Origin of the sequence: Brachybacterium muris (assembly GCF_016907455.1) — a bacterium.
Taxonomy (GTDB): Bacteria; Actinomycetota; Actinomycetes; order Actinomycetales; family Dermabacteraceae; genus Brachybacterium; species Brachybacterium muris.
This window is the reverse complement of record NZ_JAFBCB010000001.1, coordinates 3,355,296-3,373,300: the sequence shown is the minus strand read 5'-3', so window position 1 is coordinate 3,373,300 and position 18,005 is coordinate 3,355,296. Positions and strand designations below refer to the sequence as shown.

15 protein-coding genes are annotated in these 18,005 nt (G+C 68.7%); 10 read left to right on the top strand and 5 right to left on the bottom strand.

The annotated features are described in order from the left end of the window. Positions 1–4: 4 nt before the first annotated feature. Positions 5–403 (bottom strand): (deoxy)nucleoside triphosphate pyrophosphohydrolase, encoded by a 399-nt coding sequence (locus JOD52_RS15635; RefSeq protein WP_204411047.1) that lies wholly within the window; start codon positions 401–403, stop codon positions 5–7. Between the two features lie 35 nt (positions 404–438). Here JOD52_RS15635 and JOD52_RS15630 point away from each other — a divergent pair, with 35 nt between their 5' ends. Continuing rightward, entirely contained in the window at positions 439–1,197 is a 759-nt protein-coding gene (locus JOD52_RS15630; protein WP_204411045.1) for a DUF8175 domain-containg protein, read from the top strand. 12 nt (positions 1,198–1,209) lie between these two features. Here the strand turns inward: JOD52_RS15630 and JOD52_RS15625 are convergent, their stop codons facing one another. Continuing rightward, complete coding sequence (locus JOD52_RS15625) at positions 1,210–1,872, bottom strand: hypothetical protein (RefSeq protein WP_204411043.1); 663 nt, start codon at positions 1,870–1,872, stop codon at positions 1,210–1,212. A 131-nt stretch (positions 1,873–2,003) separates the two neighbouring features. Between JOD52_RS15625 and JOD52_RS15620 the strand changes: the two genes are divergently transcribed. Next, on the top strand, positions 2,004–3,002 hold the full coding sequence (locus tag JOD52_RS15620) for a dihydroxyacetone kinase subunit DhaK (protein WP_204411041.1): 999 nt from the start codon (positions 2,004–2,006) through the stop codon (positions 3,000–3,002). Between the two features lie 10 nt (positions 3,003–3,012). Then, entirely contained in the window at positions 3,013–3,711 is a 699-nt protein-coding gene (gene dhaL, locus JOD52_RS15615; RefSeq protein ID WP_204411039.1) for a dihydroxyacetone kinase subunit DhaL, read from the top strand. Between the two features lie 27 nt (positions 3,712–3,738). On the opposite strand, the gene JOD52_RS15610 is transcribed toward dhaL, so the two are convergent. Next, complete coding sequence (locus JOD52_RS15610; protein ID WP_204411037.1) at positions 3,739–4,773, bottom strand: ADP-ribosylglycohydrolase family protein; 1,035 nt, start codon at positions 4,771–4,773, stop codon at positions 3,739–3,741. 62 nt (positions 4,774–4,835) lie between these two features. Continuing rightward, positions 4,836–5,855, bottom strand: a complete 1,020-nt coding sequence (locus tag JOD52_RS15605) for a LacI family DNA-binding transcriptional regulator (RefSeq protein WP_204411035.1) — start codon at positions 5,853–5,855, stop codon at positions 4,836–4,838. A gap of 251 nt (positions 5,856–6,106) precedes the next feature. On the opposite strand from JOD52_RS15605, the gene JOD52_RS15600 reads away from it, so the two are divergent. Beyond that, on the top strand, positions 6,107–8,530 hold the full coding sequence (locus tag JOD52_RS15600; protein ID WP_259850119.1) for a glycoside hydrolase family 3 C-terminal domain-containing protein: 2,424 nt from the start codon (positions 6,107–6,109) through the stop codon (positions 8,528–8,530). 16 nt (positions 8,531–8,546) lie between these two features. Here the strand turns inward: JOD52_RS15600 and JOD52_RS15595 are convergent, their stop codons facing one another. Further along, entirely contained in the window at positions 8,547–9,698 is a 1,152-nt protein-coding gene (locus JOD52_RS15595; RefSeq protein WP_204411031.1) for an ROK family transcriptional regulator, read from the bottom strand. 205 nt (positions 9,699–9,903) lie between these two features. On the opposite strand from JOD52_RS15595, the gene JOD52_RS15590 reads away from it, so the two are divergent. The 6 genes from JOD52_RS15590 (at position 9,904) to JOD52_RS15565 (ending at position 17,988) form a co-directional block, all read left to right on the top strand. Continuing rightward, positions 9,904–11,625: an ABC transporter substrate-binding protein gene (locus JOD52_RS15590; protein WP_204411028.1), complete on the top strand. Its 1,722-nt coding sequence runs from the start codon at positions 9,904–9,906 to the stop codon at positions 11,623–11,625. A gap of 76 nt (positions 11,626–11,701) precedes the next feature. Beyond that, on the top strand, positions 11,702–12,688 hold the full coding sequence (locus tag JOD52_RS15585) for an ABC transporter permease (protein ID WP_204411026.1): 987 nt from the start codon (positions 11,702–11,704) through the stop codon (positions 12,686–12,688). Positions 12,689–12,699: 11 nt separating this feature from the next. After that, positions 12,700–13,692 (top strand): ABC transporter permease, encoded by a 993-nt coding sequence (locus JOD52_RS15580; RefSeq protein WP_204411024.1) that lies wholly within the window; start codon positions 12,700–12,702, stop codon positions 13,690–13,692. After that, positions 13,689–14,621, top strand: a complete 933-nt coding sequence (locus JOD52_RS15575; RefSeq protein WP_204411022.1) for an ABC transporter ATP-binding protein — start codon at positions 13,689–13,691, stop codon at positions 14,619–14,621. The genes JOD52_RS15580 and JOD52_RS15575 overlap by 4 nt, the downstream gene beginning before the upstream one ends. After that, positions 14,618–15,478, top strand: a complete 861-nt coding sequence (locus JOD52_RS15570; RefSeq protein ID WP_204411020.1) for an ABC transporter ATP-binding protein — start codon at positions 14,618–14,620, stop codon at positions 15,476–15,478. Before JOD52_RS15575 ends, JOD52_RS15570 begins: the two co-directional genes overlap by 4 nt. Further along, positions 15,475–17,988 (top strand): glycosyl hydrolase 2 galactose-binding domain-containing protein, encoded by a 2,514-nt coding sequence (locus JOD52_RS15565; protein ID WP_204411018.1) that lies wholly within the window; start codon positions 15,475–15,477, stop codon positions 17,986–17,988. The genes JOD52_RS15570 and JOD52_RS15565 overlap by 4 nt, the downstream gene beginning before the upstream one ends. The last annotated feature ends 17 nt before the right edge of the window (positions 17,989–18,005 follow it).

Sequence of the window (18,005 nt, the reverse complement as noted above, 5' to 3'; positions counted from 1 at the left end):
CGGCTCAGCCCATCCGGGCGATGATCGGCACATCTCCCGGCGCCCACTCCAGGCTCCCCAGCTCGGCCAGCGGCACCCAGGCCAGCTCGTCGTGGTCGGTGCTGCGCTCCGGCTCCGGCCCGAGGAGCACTGTCTCGTAGCAGGCCAGGTCCACGATCACGTCCCCGACGGGGACCTGGCTGCGGCCGGCCAGCGCGCCCACCTCGATCTGGACGCCGAGCTCCTCATGCACCTCGCGCACCAGGGCCTGCTCGGGGGTCTCGCCGGGTTCGATCTTGCCGCCGGGGAACTCCCACAGACCGCCCGCGCTGCGGTCCGCATTGCGCCGGGCAGCGAACACGCTCTGCCCGCGCCGGATGATCGCACCGACCACCCGGATGGTGCTGACCTGCTCAGATCTCATAACCTGAGGGTACGTGCACCCTACGGAAGGACCTCATGCGGCCGCTCGGACGCGCCTCCATCCGCACCCGTTCCGCCTTTGTCGCGGCGGGCATCGCGCTCACCCTCGGCATCGCCGGCTGCACCGGCACCGACGAACAGACCCAGCCCGCAGATCCTGAGGCCACCACCAGCGCCGAGGCTGCCCCGGCCAGTGAGGAGGCCACGGACGAACCGAGCGAGGAGCCCACCGATCCCTGGGTGACCTCGGCTCCGGAGGAGACCCCGGGGCAGGATCCCGCGGCCCTGCTGGACGAGGCCCCGACGATCGAGGGCTGGGAGGACGTGGTGGGCCTGGAGGTCCCCGTCTCCACCGAGCACGGCCCGCAGCAGCAGGACGGCGCGCTGTGGACCGGCTACGAGCACTCCGCCGAAGGGGCGGTGCTCGCCGCGCACTACGTGTTCGCGGCACAGGGCAACGTGCCCGGCTACGCGGAGCAGTGGATCCCCGAGGGGGAGAAGCGCGACGACGTCCTCGCGCACGAGCAGGAGGATCCGGTCCCGGTCCCGGTCCCGGTCCCGGGCATGGTCATCGCCGGTTTCCGTAACGTCATCTACACCGATGACCAGGCCGTGGTGGACATCGCCACCCACATGCCCGAGACCGAGGAACGCCCCGAGCTGAGCTACACCCGCATCAAGCTCATCTGGGACGGTGAGAAGTGGCAACTGGACCCGACGCCGCAGGCGGGATCACCCAACCAGCAGATCGGGAACCTCGACGGATTCGTGGACTGGGACCGCATCCCGGAGTGAGCCCGAGCGGGCCTACTGACCGTGCCCGTGACCTGCCCCCGGCCCGCCCCGCGGCCGACGCAGCAGCACCACCGTGACCACCACGATCGCCGCCAGCACGGTCAGCCCGATCCCGAGCGCCGCCAGGCCCCCGAGCACGAGGCCGACAGTGACGACCGGGCTCATCGGCTCCTCGATCGGCTCCAGAGGGATGTCGGTGAGGTCGGCGGGCTCGCCGATCTCCCGGGTGAGCTGGGCACGCACGTCGTCCTCGGCGTCGGAGGGGAGAGCGCACCAGGTGGAGCTGTAGCTGCCGTCGGAGCCGGAGGCCCACACCAGCAGCGTCTCCCCGATCGGGATCGCTCCCAGCCCGCACGAGGCGACATGCGCGGACGTCGAGAACTGGATCTCGCGGGTCTCCTCGCCCTTCCACACCCGCTCGACGGCAGCGCGGTAGACGACCGGCTCGGTGCTCTGGTCCGTTCCTTCCCCCGCGCGGATGGTGATCTCGGCGATCAGATCGGCCTGCTCCACCGCTTCCTCGAAGCTGAGCACCTTGCAGTCGCAGGCCCGCGCGTACGGGGCGCCCACCAGGGAGAACATCAGCACGGCGGCGACCAGCACCAGGAGCATCCGCACCCGATGCCGGGCGCTCTCGATCCTGCCTCGTGCCGTCATCGGCGCTGTCGTCGTCATGCGCCCAGGATAGGGCGGTGACCAGCACCGGGACAGTGCTGGGGACCCATCGGAAGCCGGGATCGCCCAGCCAGGGTCCCGGTTCCGGGCGTAGCCTCGGCAGGGACCGCACTCGCGCCGGAAGGAACCCCATGCGACGCAGCATCGTGAACGACCCCGACGACCTGGTGGCCGAGGCCCTCGAAGGTCTCGTCCTCACCCACCCCACCCTGCTGGAGCTGAACGCCGAGCACCGCTACGTGACCCGCAAGCAGAAGGCCCGCGACAAGGTGGGCCTGGTCTCCGGCGGAGGCGCCGGCCACGAGCCCCTGCACTCCGGCTTCGTGGGCACCGGCATGCTGGACGTGGCCGTCTCCGGCGCCGTGTTCGCCAGCCCCACCGCCCTGCAGGTGCTCGCTGCCACCAAGGCGGCCGACGCCGGCCGCGGTGTGGTCCAGATCGTCAAGAACTACACCGGCGACGTGCTGAACTTCCGCATCGCCGGCGAGATCAGCGGCGACGACGCGATCGACACCGAGATCGTCCTGGTGGACGACGACCTGGCCAGCGACACCGGCGAGGACGACGGCCCCGGCCGCCGCGGCACCGCCGCCACCGTGATCGTGGAGAAGATCTGCGGGGCCGCCGCCGAGGAGGGCCGCAGCCTGAAAGAGGTCGCCGAGATCGGCCGCCGCGTCGCCGCCCGCTCCCGCAGCCTCAGCCTGGCGCTCGCGGCAGGCACCCACCCCGGGGACGACGAGCCCCAGTTCACCCTGGAGGCCGACGAGGTCGAGTTCGGGGTGGGCATCCACGGGGAGCGCGCCAAGGAGCGCGTGCCTTTCACCAGCGCCGATGACCTCACCGAGCAGCTGGTGGACCCGCTGGTCAAGGAGCTCGAGCTGGACCGCGGTGATGACGTGCTGGCGATCGTCAACGGCCTGGGATCCGCCTACCCGCTGGAGCTGAGCGTGGTGGCCCGCGCTCTGCACCACCGCCTGGCCGACGGCGGCATCCACCTCAGCCGCTCCCTGGTGGGCTCCTACGTGACCAGCCTGGACATGCACGGCGTGTCCCTCACGCTGATGCCGCTGGACGACGAGACCAGCCGCCTCTGGGACGCCCCCGTCCGCACCCCCGCCCTGACCTGGTAAGGAGACCGACATGAACGAGAACAGCACCAGCTCTCACGCCGGCAGCAGCTCGCCTGCGACGCTGCCCGACGGCTTCGGCCGAGAGTTCATCACCCTGACCCATCAGACCCTCTCCGATGCCGCCGAGGCCCTCGGTGACCTGGACCGTCGCGCCGGCGACGGCGATTTCGGCACCAACGTGCGCGTGGCCATGAAGGGCGCCGCGAAGAACATCGACGACGATTCGCCGAGCACCTACCGCGAGTGGGTGACCGCGATGTACATGGGGTGGCTGGGCGTGGGCGGCACCAGTGGGCCCCTGTTCGGCATGTTCTTCCGCGACGTGTCCAAGGCCGGGGCCGACGACTCGGCCCCCACCCTGGAGCAGTTCGCCCAGGCCCTCGCCGACGGCCAGGCCACCGTGCAGAAGTACGGCGAGGCCAAGGTGGGGGACAAGACCATGATCGATGCCCTGGACCCGGCGGTCGCCGCCCTGCGCGAGGCAGGTTCCTCCGATCCCGCCCAGGCGCTCGCCGCAGCGGAGGACGCCGCGATCAAGGGTGCCCGTGACACCGCGGAGTCCACCGCCAAGCGCGGCCGCGCGAGCTACGTGGGCGACGCCGCCAAGGGCGTGATCGACCCGGGTGCTGCGGCTATGGCCCTGGTGATCGGTGCCGCCCGCGCCGCCGCCGCGGGGAAGAAGGACGTCGACACCAGCTGGATCAGCTGATCCCGAACGCCCCGATCATGGCCCACGTCATGCGCGGAGGATCTTCCCGGCCATCCGGGTGAGGTCCTCCGCGTCCATGCCGGGCCAGCCGTGCACCACTCGGCGCCACGCAGCAGGCACGCCGGCGACACCCACCCGCGCCCCGAGCAGGGCCCCGGCAATGGCGGCCACGGTGTCGGTATCGCCGCCGATGGCCACGGCCGTGGTGATCCCTGCGCGGAACGTGTCCTCGGATGCGCCCGCGTGCTCCCGGTCCCGATCATCGACCTGCTCGATGGCCTGCTCCGCGGCCTGTTCCACCGCGTGCAGCGCCGCGTACAGCGCTGTCACCGTGAACCCGTTGCCCCGCAGTGCCGCGGGACCGCCGTCGCGCCAGCTGCCGTCGGCCAGGGCCGCCCACGCCTCACACCGCGGTGCAGGCAACAGGTCCAGGCCCGCCTCGGGACCTACCAGCTCCCCGGTGAGCACCGTGGTGCGGATCGCTTCGCACCACAGAACGCAGGAGTCGCCGGCAAGGGCGTCGGTGTGGGTGAGCTCGGCTATGCGCCGGGCAGCCTTGGCGGTGCGCTCGCGGTCATCGAGGAATGCCAGCGCCACCGGGGCGGTGCGCATCAGCGCCCCGTTCCCGGCCGTGTGACCGGTGCTCTCGTGCAGGGCGCGGGCGCGCTGCGTCATCCGCGCGGCGATCCCGGCCACGGCCCCCTCAGTCCACTCCTGGTCCGCGAGCATCGGGGTGAGCAGGGCGCGGGTCTGGTTGCCCACGTCTGCCGGATCCCCGGCCATCCACTCCAGGAACCCCGAGGCGATCGCGTCCAGCCCCTCGGGGCTGTCGATCGACACCCCGGAGGCCGCCACACGGGCGATGCACATCGCCATCTGGGTGTCGTCCGACCATTCGCCGGGGGCGTAGTCGCCCAGCCCGCCGCCAATCGGCTCCGGCCCCTGCCGCGGATCGTAGGGCGCGCTGCCGAACTCGTAGGGAACACCCAGGGCGTCCCCGCAGGCTGTGCCCAGCAGGGTGCCGGCCGCGCGGTCCAGCACTTTCTCGACGTTCACACCCATCAGCAGATCCTCACTCTCGACTGCCCTCATCATGTAGTGCGGGTGCGACGGGCGGAGCAGGCTCAGGCCGTCGTGCGCAGGACCAGGCGGGGCTCGGCGATCATGCGCTCCGCGACCTCACCGCCGTCGATGAGTGTCAGAAGGGTGCGTGTGGCCTGGGCAGACATAGTTCGCACCGGGTTGTGGACGGTGGTGAGCCCTGCTGCTTCGGCTCTAGCGACGTCGATGTCGTCGAAGCCCATCACCGCGAGGTCACCGGGGACGGACAGTCCCTGTGCCTTGGCTCTCTGGATCGCGGCGAAAGCCATCAGATCGTTGACAGCAAAGACGGCATCGAGGTCGACCACGTCCTCCACCAGCCGGTCGAAAGCTCGGGCCCCTGACGCATAGGAGTAGTCCCCGTCCACGCGACCCGCCAGAGTGACGCCGTGCCGGGCCAGCTCCGCCTCGAAACCGGCAGCGCGCTCCCGCGCCGCAGCCATGTCGTGCGGTCCCCCGATCAGGGCGATCCGCTTCCTGCCGGATTCCAGGAGATGCTCAGCCGCCAGCTGGCCGCCCCCCGGATTGTCGAGGTCGACGTACGGCATGTCCCGTTGCCGCGGTGGCTTGCCGATCGACACCACAGGCGCCATCAGTTCCGCGAGTGCCATGTCGAGCATGCTCTCCTCGTGCTGGGAAGCCAGGACGATCCCATCGCAGTGGTTGCCCCGCACGAAGCGCCGCATTCGTTCACCACTGTCATCGGAACCGGTCATCACCAGCAGCAGCTGCAGCCCGGCGTCGTCCAGTGCCGAAGAGACGCCGGAGACAGCGGCCCCGAAGAACGGATCAGTGAAGACTCGACCCTCTCTCTCGGGGAAGACCAGCGCGACCGCACTGACCCTGCGCTCGACCAGACCACGAGCTGCTGAGTTCGGCACATACCCCAGCTCCAAAACGGCACGCTCGACCGCGGCGACCTTCTCCGGTCGCACCTTGTCCTCGCCCCTGACCACGCGGGAGGCGGTGGCGGTGGACACGCCGGCGGCGCGGGCGACGTCCCGGATGGTCGGAGCCGATGACAGCGACCGTCTCGGACTCATCAGTGCTCCCCTCGGTCGGGCCGTTCGCGCACCAGGATCGCACGAACCTGCAGGGGACAGTCCTCGGGGTGCATCCGTCCATCCCGCATGAACAGCGCGCCCATGTCGTCAGCAGGGGACCTCTGGCTGCCCTTCCGGGTCCCCATGGGCTACGGTTTGAGAACGTTCCCAAGAGCAGTTCGGCCCCAGCGGCAGGCCCCGGCTCAGGAGAACGCATCGACGACCCCGCTCCCCAGTCATGGAGGACGAACGTGAGCGAAACCCTGCTGTCCCAGAAATCGACCACCGCTGAGGCCGGCGACCGCACCGTCGACCCGGCCCTCGCCGATGCGTCCCGCGCACTGGCAGCCCGCGGCACCGTCCTGCTGACGAACGACGGGACCCTCCCGCTCGCGGCCGGCACCCGTACGGCGCTGTTCGGCCGCATCCAGAAGGACTGGATCGCCGTGGGCTACGGCTCCGGTGGGGACGTGAACCCCCCGTACGTCACCAACCTGCTGGACTCCCTGCGCGAGAGCGGGTCCGTCCAGGTCGACGAGCAGCTCGCCGCTCGATACGAGGCCTGGTGCGCCGAGAACCCGGCCGACCCGGGGGAGATCTGGGGTGCCTGGCCCCGCCACTACCCCGAGATGCCCCTCGAGGACGCCGCCGTGAACGAGGCGGCACGGCGCAACGATGTCGCCGTGGTCGTCATCGGCCGCGCCGCCGGGGAGGACCGCGACGCCCTGCTGGAGCCCGGCTCCTACTACCTCACCGACGAGGAGCGCGGCCTGCTGGCCCAGGTCACCGAGGCGTTCGAGAGGACGGTGGTGGTCGTCGACACGGGGAACCTCATCGATCTCGCGTGGCTGGAGGAGTTCTCGGTCGACGCCCTCGTCCTCGCCTGGGCGGGCGGGATGGAGGCCGGGAACGCCATCGCCGATGTGCTCACCGGCGCTGTCGAGCCCGGCGGCCGTCTCACGGCGACGATCGCCCGCCGGTACGAGGACTGCCCGGCCGCCCCGAATTTCGGCGACGCAGCGGTCACGAACTATGCCGAGGACATCTTCGTCGGCTACCGCTACTTCGAGACCTTCGCCCAGGACGCGGTGCTGTTCCCCTTCGGCTTCGGACTCGGGTACACCGAGTTCGACCTGAGCCCGGTCGACCTCACCACGTCCGAGGGGACGATCCAGCTGAGCGTCCGGGTCACGAACACCGGCGGCCGCCCCGGCAGCGAGGTGGTCCAGGCCTACGTGGAGGTCCCTGGGGTCGCGCTGTCCCAGCCCGCGCGAGCCCTTGCCGCCTATGCCCGGACCCCCGAGCTGGCCCCGGGTGAGAGCCATGAGCTCCGGCTCTCGGTCGACTGGGCCGACATCGCCTCGTACGACGACGCCGGGGTGACCGGCCACCGCTCGGCCTTCGTGCTGGAACCTGGCACCTACCGGTTCCACGTGGGCCATGACGTGCGGCGCACCTCCGAGGCCGGGACGGCCGAGGTCCTGGAGCTGCGGGTGGTCGAGCAGCTCGAGGAGGCGGCGGCCGTCGACCCCGAGCACGGCTTCGACCGCATGGTCGTCCGCACGGGTGCCGACGGCCGGCCCGAGGTCGGGTACGAACCGGTCCCGACACGCACCGAGTCGCTCCGGGAGCGGATCCTCTCGCGCCTGCCCGGGGCCGTCGCCGCACCGGAGGGTGAGCAGCCCTCCTTCCAGGACGTCCTCGACGGGAGTGTCGACCTGGGGGCCTTCATCGGTTCACTCACCCCGCGCGAGCTCTCCGACATCGCCTACGGCGACGTCACGATGGACAGCCCCCTCGGAGCTGCCGGGAACGCGGGTGCGATCGGCGGGGTGAGCGCGGCGCTGCGGGCACGAGGAGTGATCCCGGCGATCACCACCGACGGCCCCTCCGGGATCCGGATCGCGGACTACGCCTCGCTGCTGCCGTGCGGCACCGCGCTGGCCTCGGCATGGGATCCGGCCGCGGTCCGGGAGCTGAGCGCCCTGCACGGCCAGGAGATGCTCCGGAAGGGCTCGGACATCCTGCTCGGCCCGGGGATGAACATCCACCGTGATCCGCTGTGCGGGAGGAACTTCGAGTACTTCTCGGAGGACCCGCTGGTGTCCGGTCTCACCGGCGCGGCCCAGGTGGCGGGCATCCAGTCCCAGGGAGTGGCGGCGTGCCCCAAGCACTTCGCGTGCAACAACCAGGAGTTCGAGCGGATCTGGGTCGATGCCAGGGTCTCGGAGCGGGCGCTGCGGGAGATCTACCTGCGAGGGTTCCGCATCATGGTGCGGGAGTCCTCGCCGTGGACCATCATGACCTGCTACAACAAGATCAACGGGGTGTGGGGCCACTACCACTACGACCTCGTCACCACGATCCTCCGCGGCGAATGGGGGTTCGAGGGACTGGTGATGACCGACTGGTGGATGCGCATGGCACCGGATCCCGACTTCCCTGCTCTGCGGGACAGTGCCTACCGTGTCCGGGCCGGCGTGGATGTGCTGATGCCTGGCTCCATCGAGCACTCGGGTGCTACGAAAGAGGACTCCGTGTACGAGAGCCACCGGTCTCCGGACGGTCTCACGCTCGGTGAGATGCAGCGGACCGCCCGTCACGTGCTCACCTACCTCGCTGCGGTGCGCCCGCAAGGGCACCGCATGGGTCGTGGGGAGCGCGCGGAGGACTGATCCGGACGCCGTCGGTTCAGTCGCCGGTGGTGCTGAGGAACGCCTTCAGTGCCAGCACCGCTGCTCCGACGGCGCAGGGATGGGGCTGGACCTCCGAGACCTTGACCGTCACCAGCCTGCCCAATCCCCGCTCGTGGTCGCGGGCGTAGTGGACCGCTGCGCGGGAGGAGGCGGCGGGTGCGGCCTGGATCCACGTTCCGGTCAGCATCACGGTCGTCACCCCGAGACCTGCGACGACCGGCCAGACGGCCTGCATGAGTGCCCGGGTCGCGCTGTCGATGATCTGCTCGGCACGGGCGTCGCCCCGCGTCGCCGTCAGGGCGATCAGCACGGCATCCGCGTTCACGGACTCCTCGAGGCCGTCGATGCCGAGGCCGGAGGCGAGCCCGGTGCGTCGCGCCTGCTCGACCAGCGCACTGCCCGAGGCGTAGAGGTGCAGGCAGCCGACCGAGCCGCATTCGCACGGCGGACCGTTCGGGTCGATGCAGACGTGGTCGAGCACCGACACGGCGTCGGCGGCGTGCTGGACCGGCACGCCGTCCTGGAGCAGGGTGATGGCGAGATGGCTGTTGACGTGGACGGTGGCGGTGAGCCCCTGTTCCGGCTGCTCGCCCGACCAGAAGCTCCCGAGGGCGGCACAGGTCGCCTCCTCCGCCACGAGGGCGGGGATGCCCATCTCCTTCGCGGTGGCGGTCAGGGCCGCCCTCAGCTCTGCGGGGAGCGTCGACGGCATGGCGAAGCCGATGCCTGTCGTCGAGGACAGGGAGTCGCGTGCCGACATCAGCCCGAGGCCACTGCGGAGCGTCTCCACCACGGTCCCTGTCGGGCTGCCGTACGGCAGGGGGAGCACGCTGCGGGAGCGCAGCGCCCCTGTCGTGTCCACCGCCGCCAGCGAGAGCCGGGCGGGTTCGATGGTGCAGCCCAGCGCCCATCGTGCCTCGTCGTTGATGCGGAGCAGGGATGCCCGTTTGCCTCCCGTGGATCGAGCGTGCCCTGCCTCGATGACCAGACCGGCCGCCATCAGCCGTTTCACCGCATTGGTGACCGTGGCGGGGGTGACCCCCAGTTCCCGGGCGATCTCGACACGGGTGGTGACCGACCGGCGACGGATGGTCTCCAGGACCGTGGAGTCGATGGTGGTCCGGGGGCGCGAGCGCTCTGCTGCCATGTCCCGCTCCTCTCCGTCGTCGAGATCGATTGTCCCCGACTTCCGTGATCGATCCGGGACCTCCACGGCTTGACGGTCCCGGCGACAAGGGTCACACTATCCTTACTTCATTAAACAACTGAAGTTAGTTCGAAGGGCCACCGTCGGCCCGGACAGCTGATGACACACGTCTCGCGCAATGCTGCGTGGACAAAGGAGAGCAAAGATGCACCTCACCCGTCGTGACCTGGGCAAATTCGCTGCTGTCGGTGCCGCCGTCAGTGCCGTGCCCCTGACGCTCGCCTCCTGCGGGCAGTCCTCGAACCTCGGCTCCGGCAACGGCGGCAGTGATGGCGGTGGTGGCGGCGACAAGCCGATCATCTCCGCCTACAACGGCGCCACCGGTAGCTTCACCAAGAACTTCAACCCGCACTCACCCACCGTGGTGCACATGGTCCAGGGACTCATCTACGAGTCGCTGTTCTACTTCAACCCGCTCGAAGCGATCGATCAGGAGCCTGTGCCCCAGCTCGGCGAGAGCTTCGAGTGGAACGAAGACGGCACCGCGCTCACTGTGACTGTCCGCGAGGGCGTCACCTGGACCGACGGCGAGCCCTTCACAGCCGAGGATGTTGCCTTCACCTTCAACAAGATCAAGGACACCGAGGCGCTCAACAACGGTGGCCAGGCGCCGTCCGGCGAGGCTACCGACGACAGGACTGTCGTCATCACCTGGCAACAGCCCTCCTTCACCGAGGGCCCCAACGTGCTGGGGCGCACCTGGATCATCCCGGAGCACCTGATGGCCGACGTCGACGACCTCTCGACCTTCGCCAACGAGGAGCCGGTGGGCACCGGTCCCTTCAAGCTGACGGACTTCACCCCCGAGTCCTACCTGATGAGCGCGAACGAGGACTACTGGGAGGAGGGGAAGCCGGGCATCGGCGGAGTCCGCTGCATCTCGCTGTCGGGCAACCAGTCGGCCACCGATCAGTGGCTGGCCGGGAACATCGACTACATGTCCTCCCAGATCCCCAACATCGACGGTCACGTCGAGAGCAACCCGGAGCTCAGCTACACCAACACCGGTGTCTCCCAGATCGTCCTGTTCGCCGCCTCCAACCCTGATCTGGGATGCACCGGCCCGCAGACGGACCCCGCCGTCCGCAAGGCCCTGTACTACGGCATGGATCGTGAGCAGCTCTCCAAGCTCGCCTTCTTCGACCTGGCCACGGACATCTCCCCGGCCCTGGCACTTCCGGAACGTGACGCCGACTTCATCGACCCCTCGATCGAGCTCGCACCCTGGAACGCCCAGCCCGGGGAGGCCACCAAGGTCCTTGAGGACGCCGGGTACACCAAGGGCGATGACGGCATCTATGCCAAGGACGGCGAGCGCGTGTCCATGACGATCAGCTGCCCGACGGGCTGGGCGGACTACGTCACCGCCCTCGACACGCTGGCCGAGCAGTACAAGGCGATCGGCATCGAGCTGACCCCGCAGCAGGTGTCCGTCAATGAGTGGAACGACGCCAAGGCCCGCGGCACCTTCCAGCTCGTCATCGACGGCATGGCGCAGGGCCCCGCCCCGGACCCGTACTACCCCTACCAGACCTACTTCTCCACCGAGAACACTGTCGCGGTGGGAGAGAACGGCAACCCGTACCAGAACGTCACGAGGTTCTCCGACCCCGAGGTGGACGCGGCGCTCGATGCTGCGGCCGGTACCGCGGACCCGGAAGAAAAGAAGGCACAGTTCGCGATCATCCAGAAGAAGCTCTGGGAGGTGATGCCGGCCATCCCGGTCGCCGTCGGCTCCAGCATGACGCAGTACAACAGCACTCGGGCGACCGGGTGGCCGACCCAGGAGAACCTGTACGCCTACCCGATGAGCTGGGCCGCGCCCGACGCAGCCATGGTCCTCAAGGCCGTCGTCCCCGCCGAATGACAGCGGTGTCGCCGCAGCCCGCCCCCCGGGCTGCGGCGACACCTCTCCGTGACCCAGACCGGAAGGGAGCGGTGCCGTGCAGATCGCACGAAAACTCGGCTTCTACCTGGTAGCCCTGTGGGCGGCTATCACCCTGAACTTCTTCATCCCCCGAGCGCTGCCGGGCAGCCCCGTCGACGCAGTGCTCGCCAAGCTCGCACTGCGCGGGCCCGTCTCGCCGGACACCCGTCGCTCCATCGAGGTGATGCTCGGTGCCGACCAGCAGGGACCGCTGATCGTGGAGTACTTCCAGTACATCGGTGGTCTCCTGCGCGGTGACCTCGGAGTCTCGGTCACCTACTTCCCCACGCCCGTGACGACGATCATCGGCCAGTCCCTCCCCTGGACGCTCATCCTGGTAGGCCTCGCCACCACGATCACGTTCCTGCTGGGCATCAGCCTGGGGACCATCGCCGGCTGGAAGCGGGGATCCTGGCTGGACAGCATCATCCCTGCGACCACGATCATGCAGGCGGTCCCGTACTTCTGGCTCGCCCTGCTGTTCATCTACATCTTCTCGGTGAACCTCGGCTGGTTCCCGGTGGGCAGCGGCTACGACGTGACGCTGGTGCGCCCCGCCTTCGACTACCCCTTCATCTCCAACGCCGTCTACCACGGGTTCCTGCCCGCTCTCACGATCGTGCTGTCCTCCCTGGGCGGCTGGCTGCTGGGGATGCGCAACATGATGGTCTCCACGCTGAGCGAGGACTACATCCTCACCGCGGAGGCCAAGGGCCTCTCCCCGCGCCGGGTGATGGTCATGTACGCCGCACGCAACGCCGTGCTGCCGAGCGTCTCCGGTTTCGCCATCTCCCTCGGGTTCGTGGTCTCCGGATCCATCGTCGTGGAGACGGTGTTCTCCTACCCGGGCATCGGCTTCACGATGCTGCAGGCGGTGCAGAACAACGACTATGCGCTGATGCAGGGACTGTTCCTCATCATCACCGTCTCCGTGCTGGCAGCGAACCTGGTCGTGGACCTGCTGTACGGAATCATCGACCCGCGTACGCGAGCACGCGGCTGAGGAGGCACGTGATGACCGCAATCGTCCCCGAGAGCACTCCCGATCCGACCCGTGCCGTCCAGGAGCTCGATGCTGCCGATGCGACTGCTGACTCGGGCTCCCCAACGACCCGACCCAGTCGCCGTCCTCGCAGAGGTCGTGCTCTGCTGACCCCGTCGCTGATCATCGGTGCCGGGATCGTGACCGTCATCGTCCTGTTCGGGGTGATCGGTCCGTTCCTGGTCCAGGACCCGCTGGCGATCTCCAACGAGGGGATGCAGCCGCCGTCGGCCGAGCACGTCCTCGGCACCACCCAGACCGGCCAGGACGTGCTGGCCCAGCTGGCGTGGGCCACCCGTGGATCCCTGATCGTGGGCGTCATCGTCGCCTCGCTGGCGCTGTTCCTCTCCGCCTTCTTCGGCATCCTCGGCGGTTACCTCGGGGGATGGCTCGACGAGCTGTTCTCCCTGTTCACCAACGTGGTGCTGATCCTTCCAGGGCTCCCGCTGATGATCGTCATCGGCTCCTACGTCCAGCAGCGCGGCCTGCTGCTGATCTCCGTGATCCTGGCCATCACCTCCTGGGCGGCCTCCGCCCGCGTGCTGCGCAGCCAGACCCTCTCGATCCGCACCCGCGACTACGTGCACGCCGCACGCATCGCGGGGGAGAAGCCGCACCGGATCATCTCCGTGGAGATCCTCCCCAACCTTCTGCCCGTGATGTCGAGCGGATTCGTGTTCGCGCTGATCACCGCGATCCTCGGCGAGGCCGGTCTGAGCTTCATCGGTCTGGGCGTCTACGGCACGCAGACCTGGGGCTCGATGCTCTTCTACGCCCAGAACGCCCAGGCACTCACCCTCGGTGCCTGGTGGTGGTTCGTCCCGCCCGGGCTGATGATCGCCATGCTCGGCTGCGGCCTGTCCCTTATCAACTTCTCCATCGACGGGATCATCAACCCCCGACTGCGCACGGCCCCGAAGCAGGCCAAGCAGGTGCGCAAGGCCGAACAGGAGGCCATGGCATGAGCGTCCCCGTAGCGAACACCCCACCACCGCCGCACGATGCCGACAGGACGGACGTCACCGAGGGCACACCGGTGCAGGATGAGCCGGTCCTGACGGTCGAGGGCCTCTCGATCCGCTACGAGGTGTCGCCTCCGGTCGACGCCGTCCAGGACGCGTCCTTCGTCCTGCGTCGCGGTGAGATCCTGGGCCTGGCGGGCGAATCCGGGTGCGGGAAGACCACCCTCGCCTACGGACTCAACCAACTGCACCGTCCGCCTGCGCGGATCATCGGCGGCAGCGTCACCTTCCACGACCAGGACTCCACCCAGGACATCGACGTGCTGTCCCTGGAGGGCGACTCCCTCCGCTCCTTCCGCTGGTCCAAGATCGCGATGGTCTTCCAGGGCGCGATGAACTCCCTGAACCCCGTGCTCAGCGTCCGCACCCAGCTGAACGACGTCTTCACCACCCATCGTCCCGGCATGGCCGCCGAGGAGCGTCGGCGCCGCAGCGAGGACCTCCTCGAACTGGTCGGGGTGGACCGCACCCGCATCGGTGCGTTCCCCCACGAGCTCTCCGGGGGGATGAGGCAGCGGGTGATGATCGCGATGGCCCTGGCCCTGGACCCGCAACTGATGATCATGGACGAGCCCACCACCGCACTGGACGTGGTGGTCCAGCGGGAGATCCTCCAGGAGATTCTGCGACTGCGCCAGGAGCTCGGATTCGCGGTCGTGTTCATCACCCACGACCTGCCGATGCTGCTGGAGATCGCCGACCGCATCGCCGTCATGAAGGACGGGCGCATCGTCGAACTGGCCACGGCGGAGGACCTCTACTTCGAGCCCAGGAGCCCCTATACCCGCAAGCTGCTGGGCTCCTTCCCCTCGCTCACCGGCGAGGCCGGCGACTTCATCCGTGCGGGATTCTCCCAGGAGGAAGCGCGATGACCACCCTCGCCGTCACCGACCTGTGCAAGGACTACACCCTGCGCAACGGCCTGAAGTTCTCGAAGCTCCATGCGGTCAAGGACGTGAGCTTCGAGCTCGTCCCCGGGAGGACCGTGGCCCTGGTGGGCCAGTCCGGCTCGGGGAAGTCCACCATCGCCAAGCTGATCTCCCAGCTCGAACGCCCCACCTCCGGCTCGATCACGCTGGGGGGCAAGCCGATCGGCACCCGGGGCAAGGCGCTGCGCGAGTACCGCGACCAGGTGCAGATGGTGTTCCAGGACCCCTTCGCCTCCCTCAACCCCTTCCACACCATCGGCCATCACCTGGAGCGGCCCCTGCTGCTCCATGGCAAGGCCACCCGCAGGACGGTCCGTGAGAAGGCCCTGGCGCTGCTCGAGCGGGTGAACCTGACCCCGGCGGAGTCCTACATCGACCGTCGGCCCCATGAGCTCTCCGGTGGCCAGCGGCAGCGCGTGGCGATCGCCCGCGCGCTGGCACCGGAGCCGACGGTGCTGGTGGCCGACGAGCCCGTGTCGATGCTCGACGTCTCCATCCGGCTCGGCGTGCTGAACCTGCTGGCCCGCCTGCAGCGGGAGGAGAACCTCGCGCTGTTGTACATCACCCACGACCTGGCCACCGCCCGTCACTTCTCCGACGAGATCCTGGTGATGTACCGCGGCGAGGTCGTCGAGCAGGGCTCGGCGGACGACGTGATCCTGCGCCCGCAGGCTGAGTTCACCAAGAAGCTCCTGGTCGCCGCACCGGAGCCAGGCGCCAACCCCCGTTTCATCGCCGAGGCCAAGCGTCGCGGCGTCCCGATGCCCGATCATCTCGCTCACGCGGAGGACCTCACGTGACCATCACCCATCGCGACCTGCACCAGGACTGGACCCTCTCCGTCGTCGACGGGCCTGTCCCGTTCGAGGTACGGGACGTCCCTGCGGATGTCCCCGGGACGCTCATCACCGACCTGCTCGCAGCCGACCTGATCCCCGACCCGTACCTGGACCGCAACGAGCACCAGCTCACCTGGACCGGTGAGGTCGATGCGCTCTACCGCACCGTGTTCACCTGGGAGGACTCCGGTGCCGACCGGGTCGACCTGGTCGCGGCGAGCCTCGACACCGCCGCGACCATCACCCTGAACGGGCACGAGGTCGCCCAGGTCCAGAACCAGCACCGCTCATGGCGGTTCGATGTCAAGGACCTCCTGGTGGAGGGGGAGAACACGCTCGAGATCCTGTTCGCAGCCCCTCTGCGGGTCGCCCGGGAGAACATCAAGGTCCTCGGTGACATGCCGAAGGTCGGCAACGATCTGCCCTACAACGCGATCAGGAAGATGGCCTGCAACTTCGGGTGGGACTGGGGGCCGGTCCTCGTCACCAGCGGTATCGCAGGACCCATCGGCCTGGAGGAGTGGTCCGGTGCGCGGCTGAGGACGGTGCGGCCACAGGTCACCGTCGAGGGCGACGATGGTCTTGTCTCCCTCTCGCTCGGTCTCGAGCAGGCCGGCGCAGCGGATCCGGCGACCGCTGACGTGATCGTCGAGGTCAAGGACCCCGACGGCAGAACGGTCGCGACGGACGTCATCGACGTACCTGGGAGCAGCGGTGACGCGACGAGCTCGATACGTGTCGAGCGGCCCGCCCTGTGGTGGCCGCGAGGATACGGTGAGCAGCCCCTGTACACAGTTGAGGTGACCCTCCGTGATGCAGACGGGGCCGAACTCGATGCAGTGAGCCACCGCATCGGGTTCCGCACCGCAGGTGCGGTGGAGGAGCCTGACGAGATCGGTACGTCCTTCACGCTGACTGTCAACGGGCGCCCCATCCTGGCCAAGGGTGCGAACTGGATCCCGGACGACTGCTTCCCCACGCGACTGACCCCGGACGACTACGGTCGGGGCGTTCGCGATGCAATCGATGCCGGTATGAACATCCTCCGTATCTGGGGAGGGGGTCTGTACGAGTCGGACCTGCTGTACGACCTGTGCGACGAACTCGGGATCATGGTGTGGCAGGACTTCACCATGGCGTGCGCCGCCTACTCGGAACTCGAGCCGATGCGCAGCGAGATCGAGGCCGAGGCCCGCGAGAACATCGTGCGCCTAGCCTGGCACCCGTCGCTGGTCCACTGGAACGGCTCCAACGAGAACGTCGAGGGTTACTACGAATGGGGCTGGAAGGACACCCTTGAGGAGGGAGTGGGGTGGGGCAACACCTACTACACCGAGCTCTTCCCCGCACTGCTGGCTGAACTCGACCCGACTCGCAGTTACACCCCATCGAGCCCGTACTCCCGGCCGATCGTCTCCGATCCCCGCAATCCTCATCACGGGACCATTCACAACTGGGTGGCCTGGGGGAACGAGGAGAACAACGACTACACGCGCTATCGGGACACGATCTCGCGGTTCTCTGCCGAGTTCGGCTACCAGGGGCCCGCCAACTTCGCCACGGTGGCTGAAGCGATCACCGAACGCCCCCTGCGGGAGGATTCCGAAGCGATGCTCTCGCACCAGAAGGCGATAGGTGGGCAGGACAAGCTGGTCCGAGGGTTCTCGTCCCATCTGCCCCTGCCCGAGGGCTTCGACGACTTCCACTTCACCACCCAGCTGAACCAGGCCCGTGCCCTGATCTGTGGCATCGGTCATTACCGGTCCCACTGGCCGGTATGCGCCGGCACGATCGTCTGGCAGCTCAACGATTGCTGGCCAGTCACCAGCTGGGCCGCGGTGGACGGCGCCGGCCGACGCAAGCTGCTGTGGCACGCGCTGAAGGACATCTATGCGCCTGTACTGGTGACGGTGCAGCCCCGCGAGGCCGGGCTGATCGTGTCCATCGGGAACGACTCCGACGATGAACTGGCCACGACGCTGCGCCTCCGGCGCCAGGACCATGCGGGCCACGTGCTCGCCGAGACTGAGGAGGACGTGACGGTCGAAGCACGCGGTGCAGTCTCCGTCCCGATCCCCCCCGAGCTGTCAACTGCTGACGAGGTGGCTGACGAAGTACTCGTCGCCGAGCTCGGTGACGGTTCCGGGCGAACGGTCCACTTCTTCGCGGAGGACAAGGACGGGAACCTGCCGTTCCACGCCCTGGAGGCGACTGCGGCTCGAACCGGCGACGGGTACGAGATCACGCTGCGCGCCACCGGTACGGTGCGGGACGCCTGCGTGCTCGCCGACAAGGTCGATCCTGACGCGACCGTCGAGGGACAGCTGGCGACCCTGCTGGCCGGCGAGACAGCGGTCATCACGGTCCGATCGCAGCGAGAGGTGGATCCGGAGGAGTTCCTGAAGGAGACTGTCCTGATGAGCGCAAACGGTCTGGTGGCGCGCGCTCGTTCCACTGCCGACCCGAGATGACTCCCAGGGTCGGTGGA

Bases quoted from the DNA above. Each gene is read 5' to 3' on its own strand.
- JOD52_RS15635 (WP_204411047.1), bottom strand. From the start codon at position 403: ATGAGATCTGAGCAGGTCAGCACCATCCGGGTGGTCGGTGCGATCATC.
- JOD52_RS15630 (WP_204411045.1), top strand. From the start codon at position 439: ATGCGGCCGCTCGGACGCGCCTCCATCCGCACCCGTTCCGCCTTTGTC.
- JOD52_RS15625 (WP_204411043.1), bottom strand. From the start codon at position 1,872: ATGACGACGACAGCGCCGATGACGGCACGAGGCAGGATCGAGAGCGCC.
- JOD52_RS15620 (WP_204411041.1), top strand. From the start codon at position 2,004: ATGCGACGCAGCATCGTGAACGACCCCGACGACCTGGTGGCCGAGGCC.
- dhaL (WP_204411039.1), top strand. From the start codon at position 3,013: ATGAACGAGAACAGCACCAGCTCTCACGCCGGCAGCAGCTCGCCTGCG.
- JOD52_RS15610 (WP_204411037.1), bottom strand. From the start codon at position 4,773: ATGGGTGTGAACGTCGAGAAAGTGCTGGACCGCGCGGCCGGCACCCTG.
- JOD52_RS15605 (WP_204411035.1), bottom strand. From the start codon at position 5,855: ATGAGTCCGAGACGGTCGCTGTCATCGGCTCCGACCATCCGGGACGTC.
- JOD52_RS15595 (WP_204411031.1), bottom strand. From the start codon at position 9,698: ATGGCAGCAGAGCGCTCGCGCCCCCGGACCACCATCGACTCCACGGTC.
- JOD52_RS15590 (WP_204411028.1), top strand. From the start codon at position 9,904: ATGCACCTCACCCGTCGTGACCTGGGCAAATTCGCTGCTGTCGGTGCC.
- JOD52_RS15580 (WP_204411024.1), top strand. From the start codon at position 12,700: ATGACCGCAATCGTCCCCGAGAGCACTCCCGATCCGACCCGTGCCGTC.
- JOD52_RS15575 (WP_204411022.1), top strand. From the start codon at position 13,689: ATGAGCGTCCCCGTAGCGAACACCCCACCACCGCCGCACGATGCCGAC.
- JOD52_RS15570 (WP_204411020.1), top strand. From the start codon at position 14,618: ATGACCACCCTCGCCGTCACCGACCTGTGCAAGGACTACACCCTGCGC.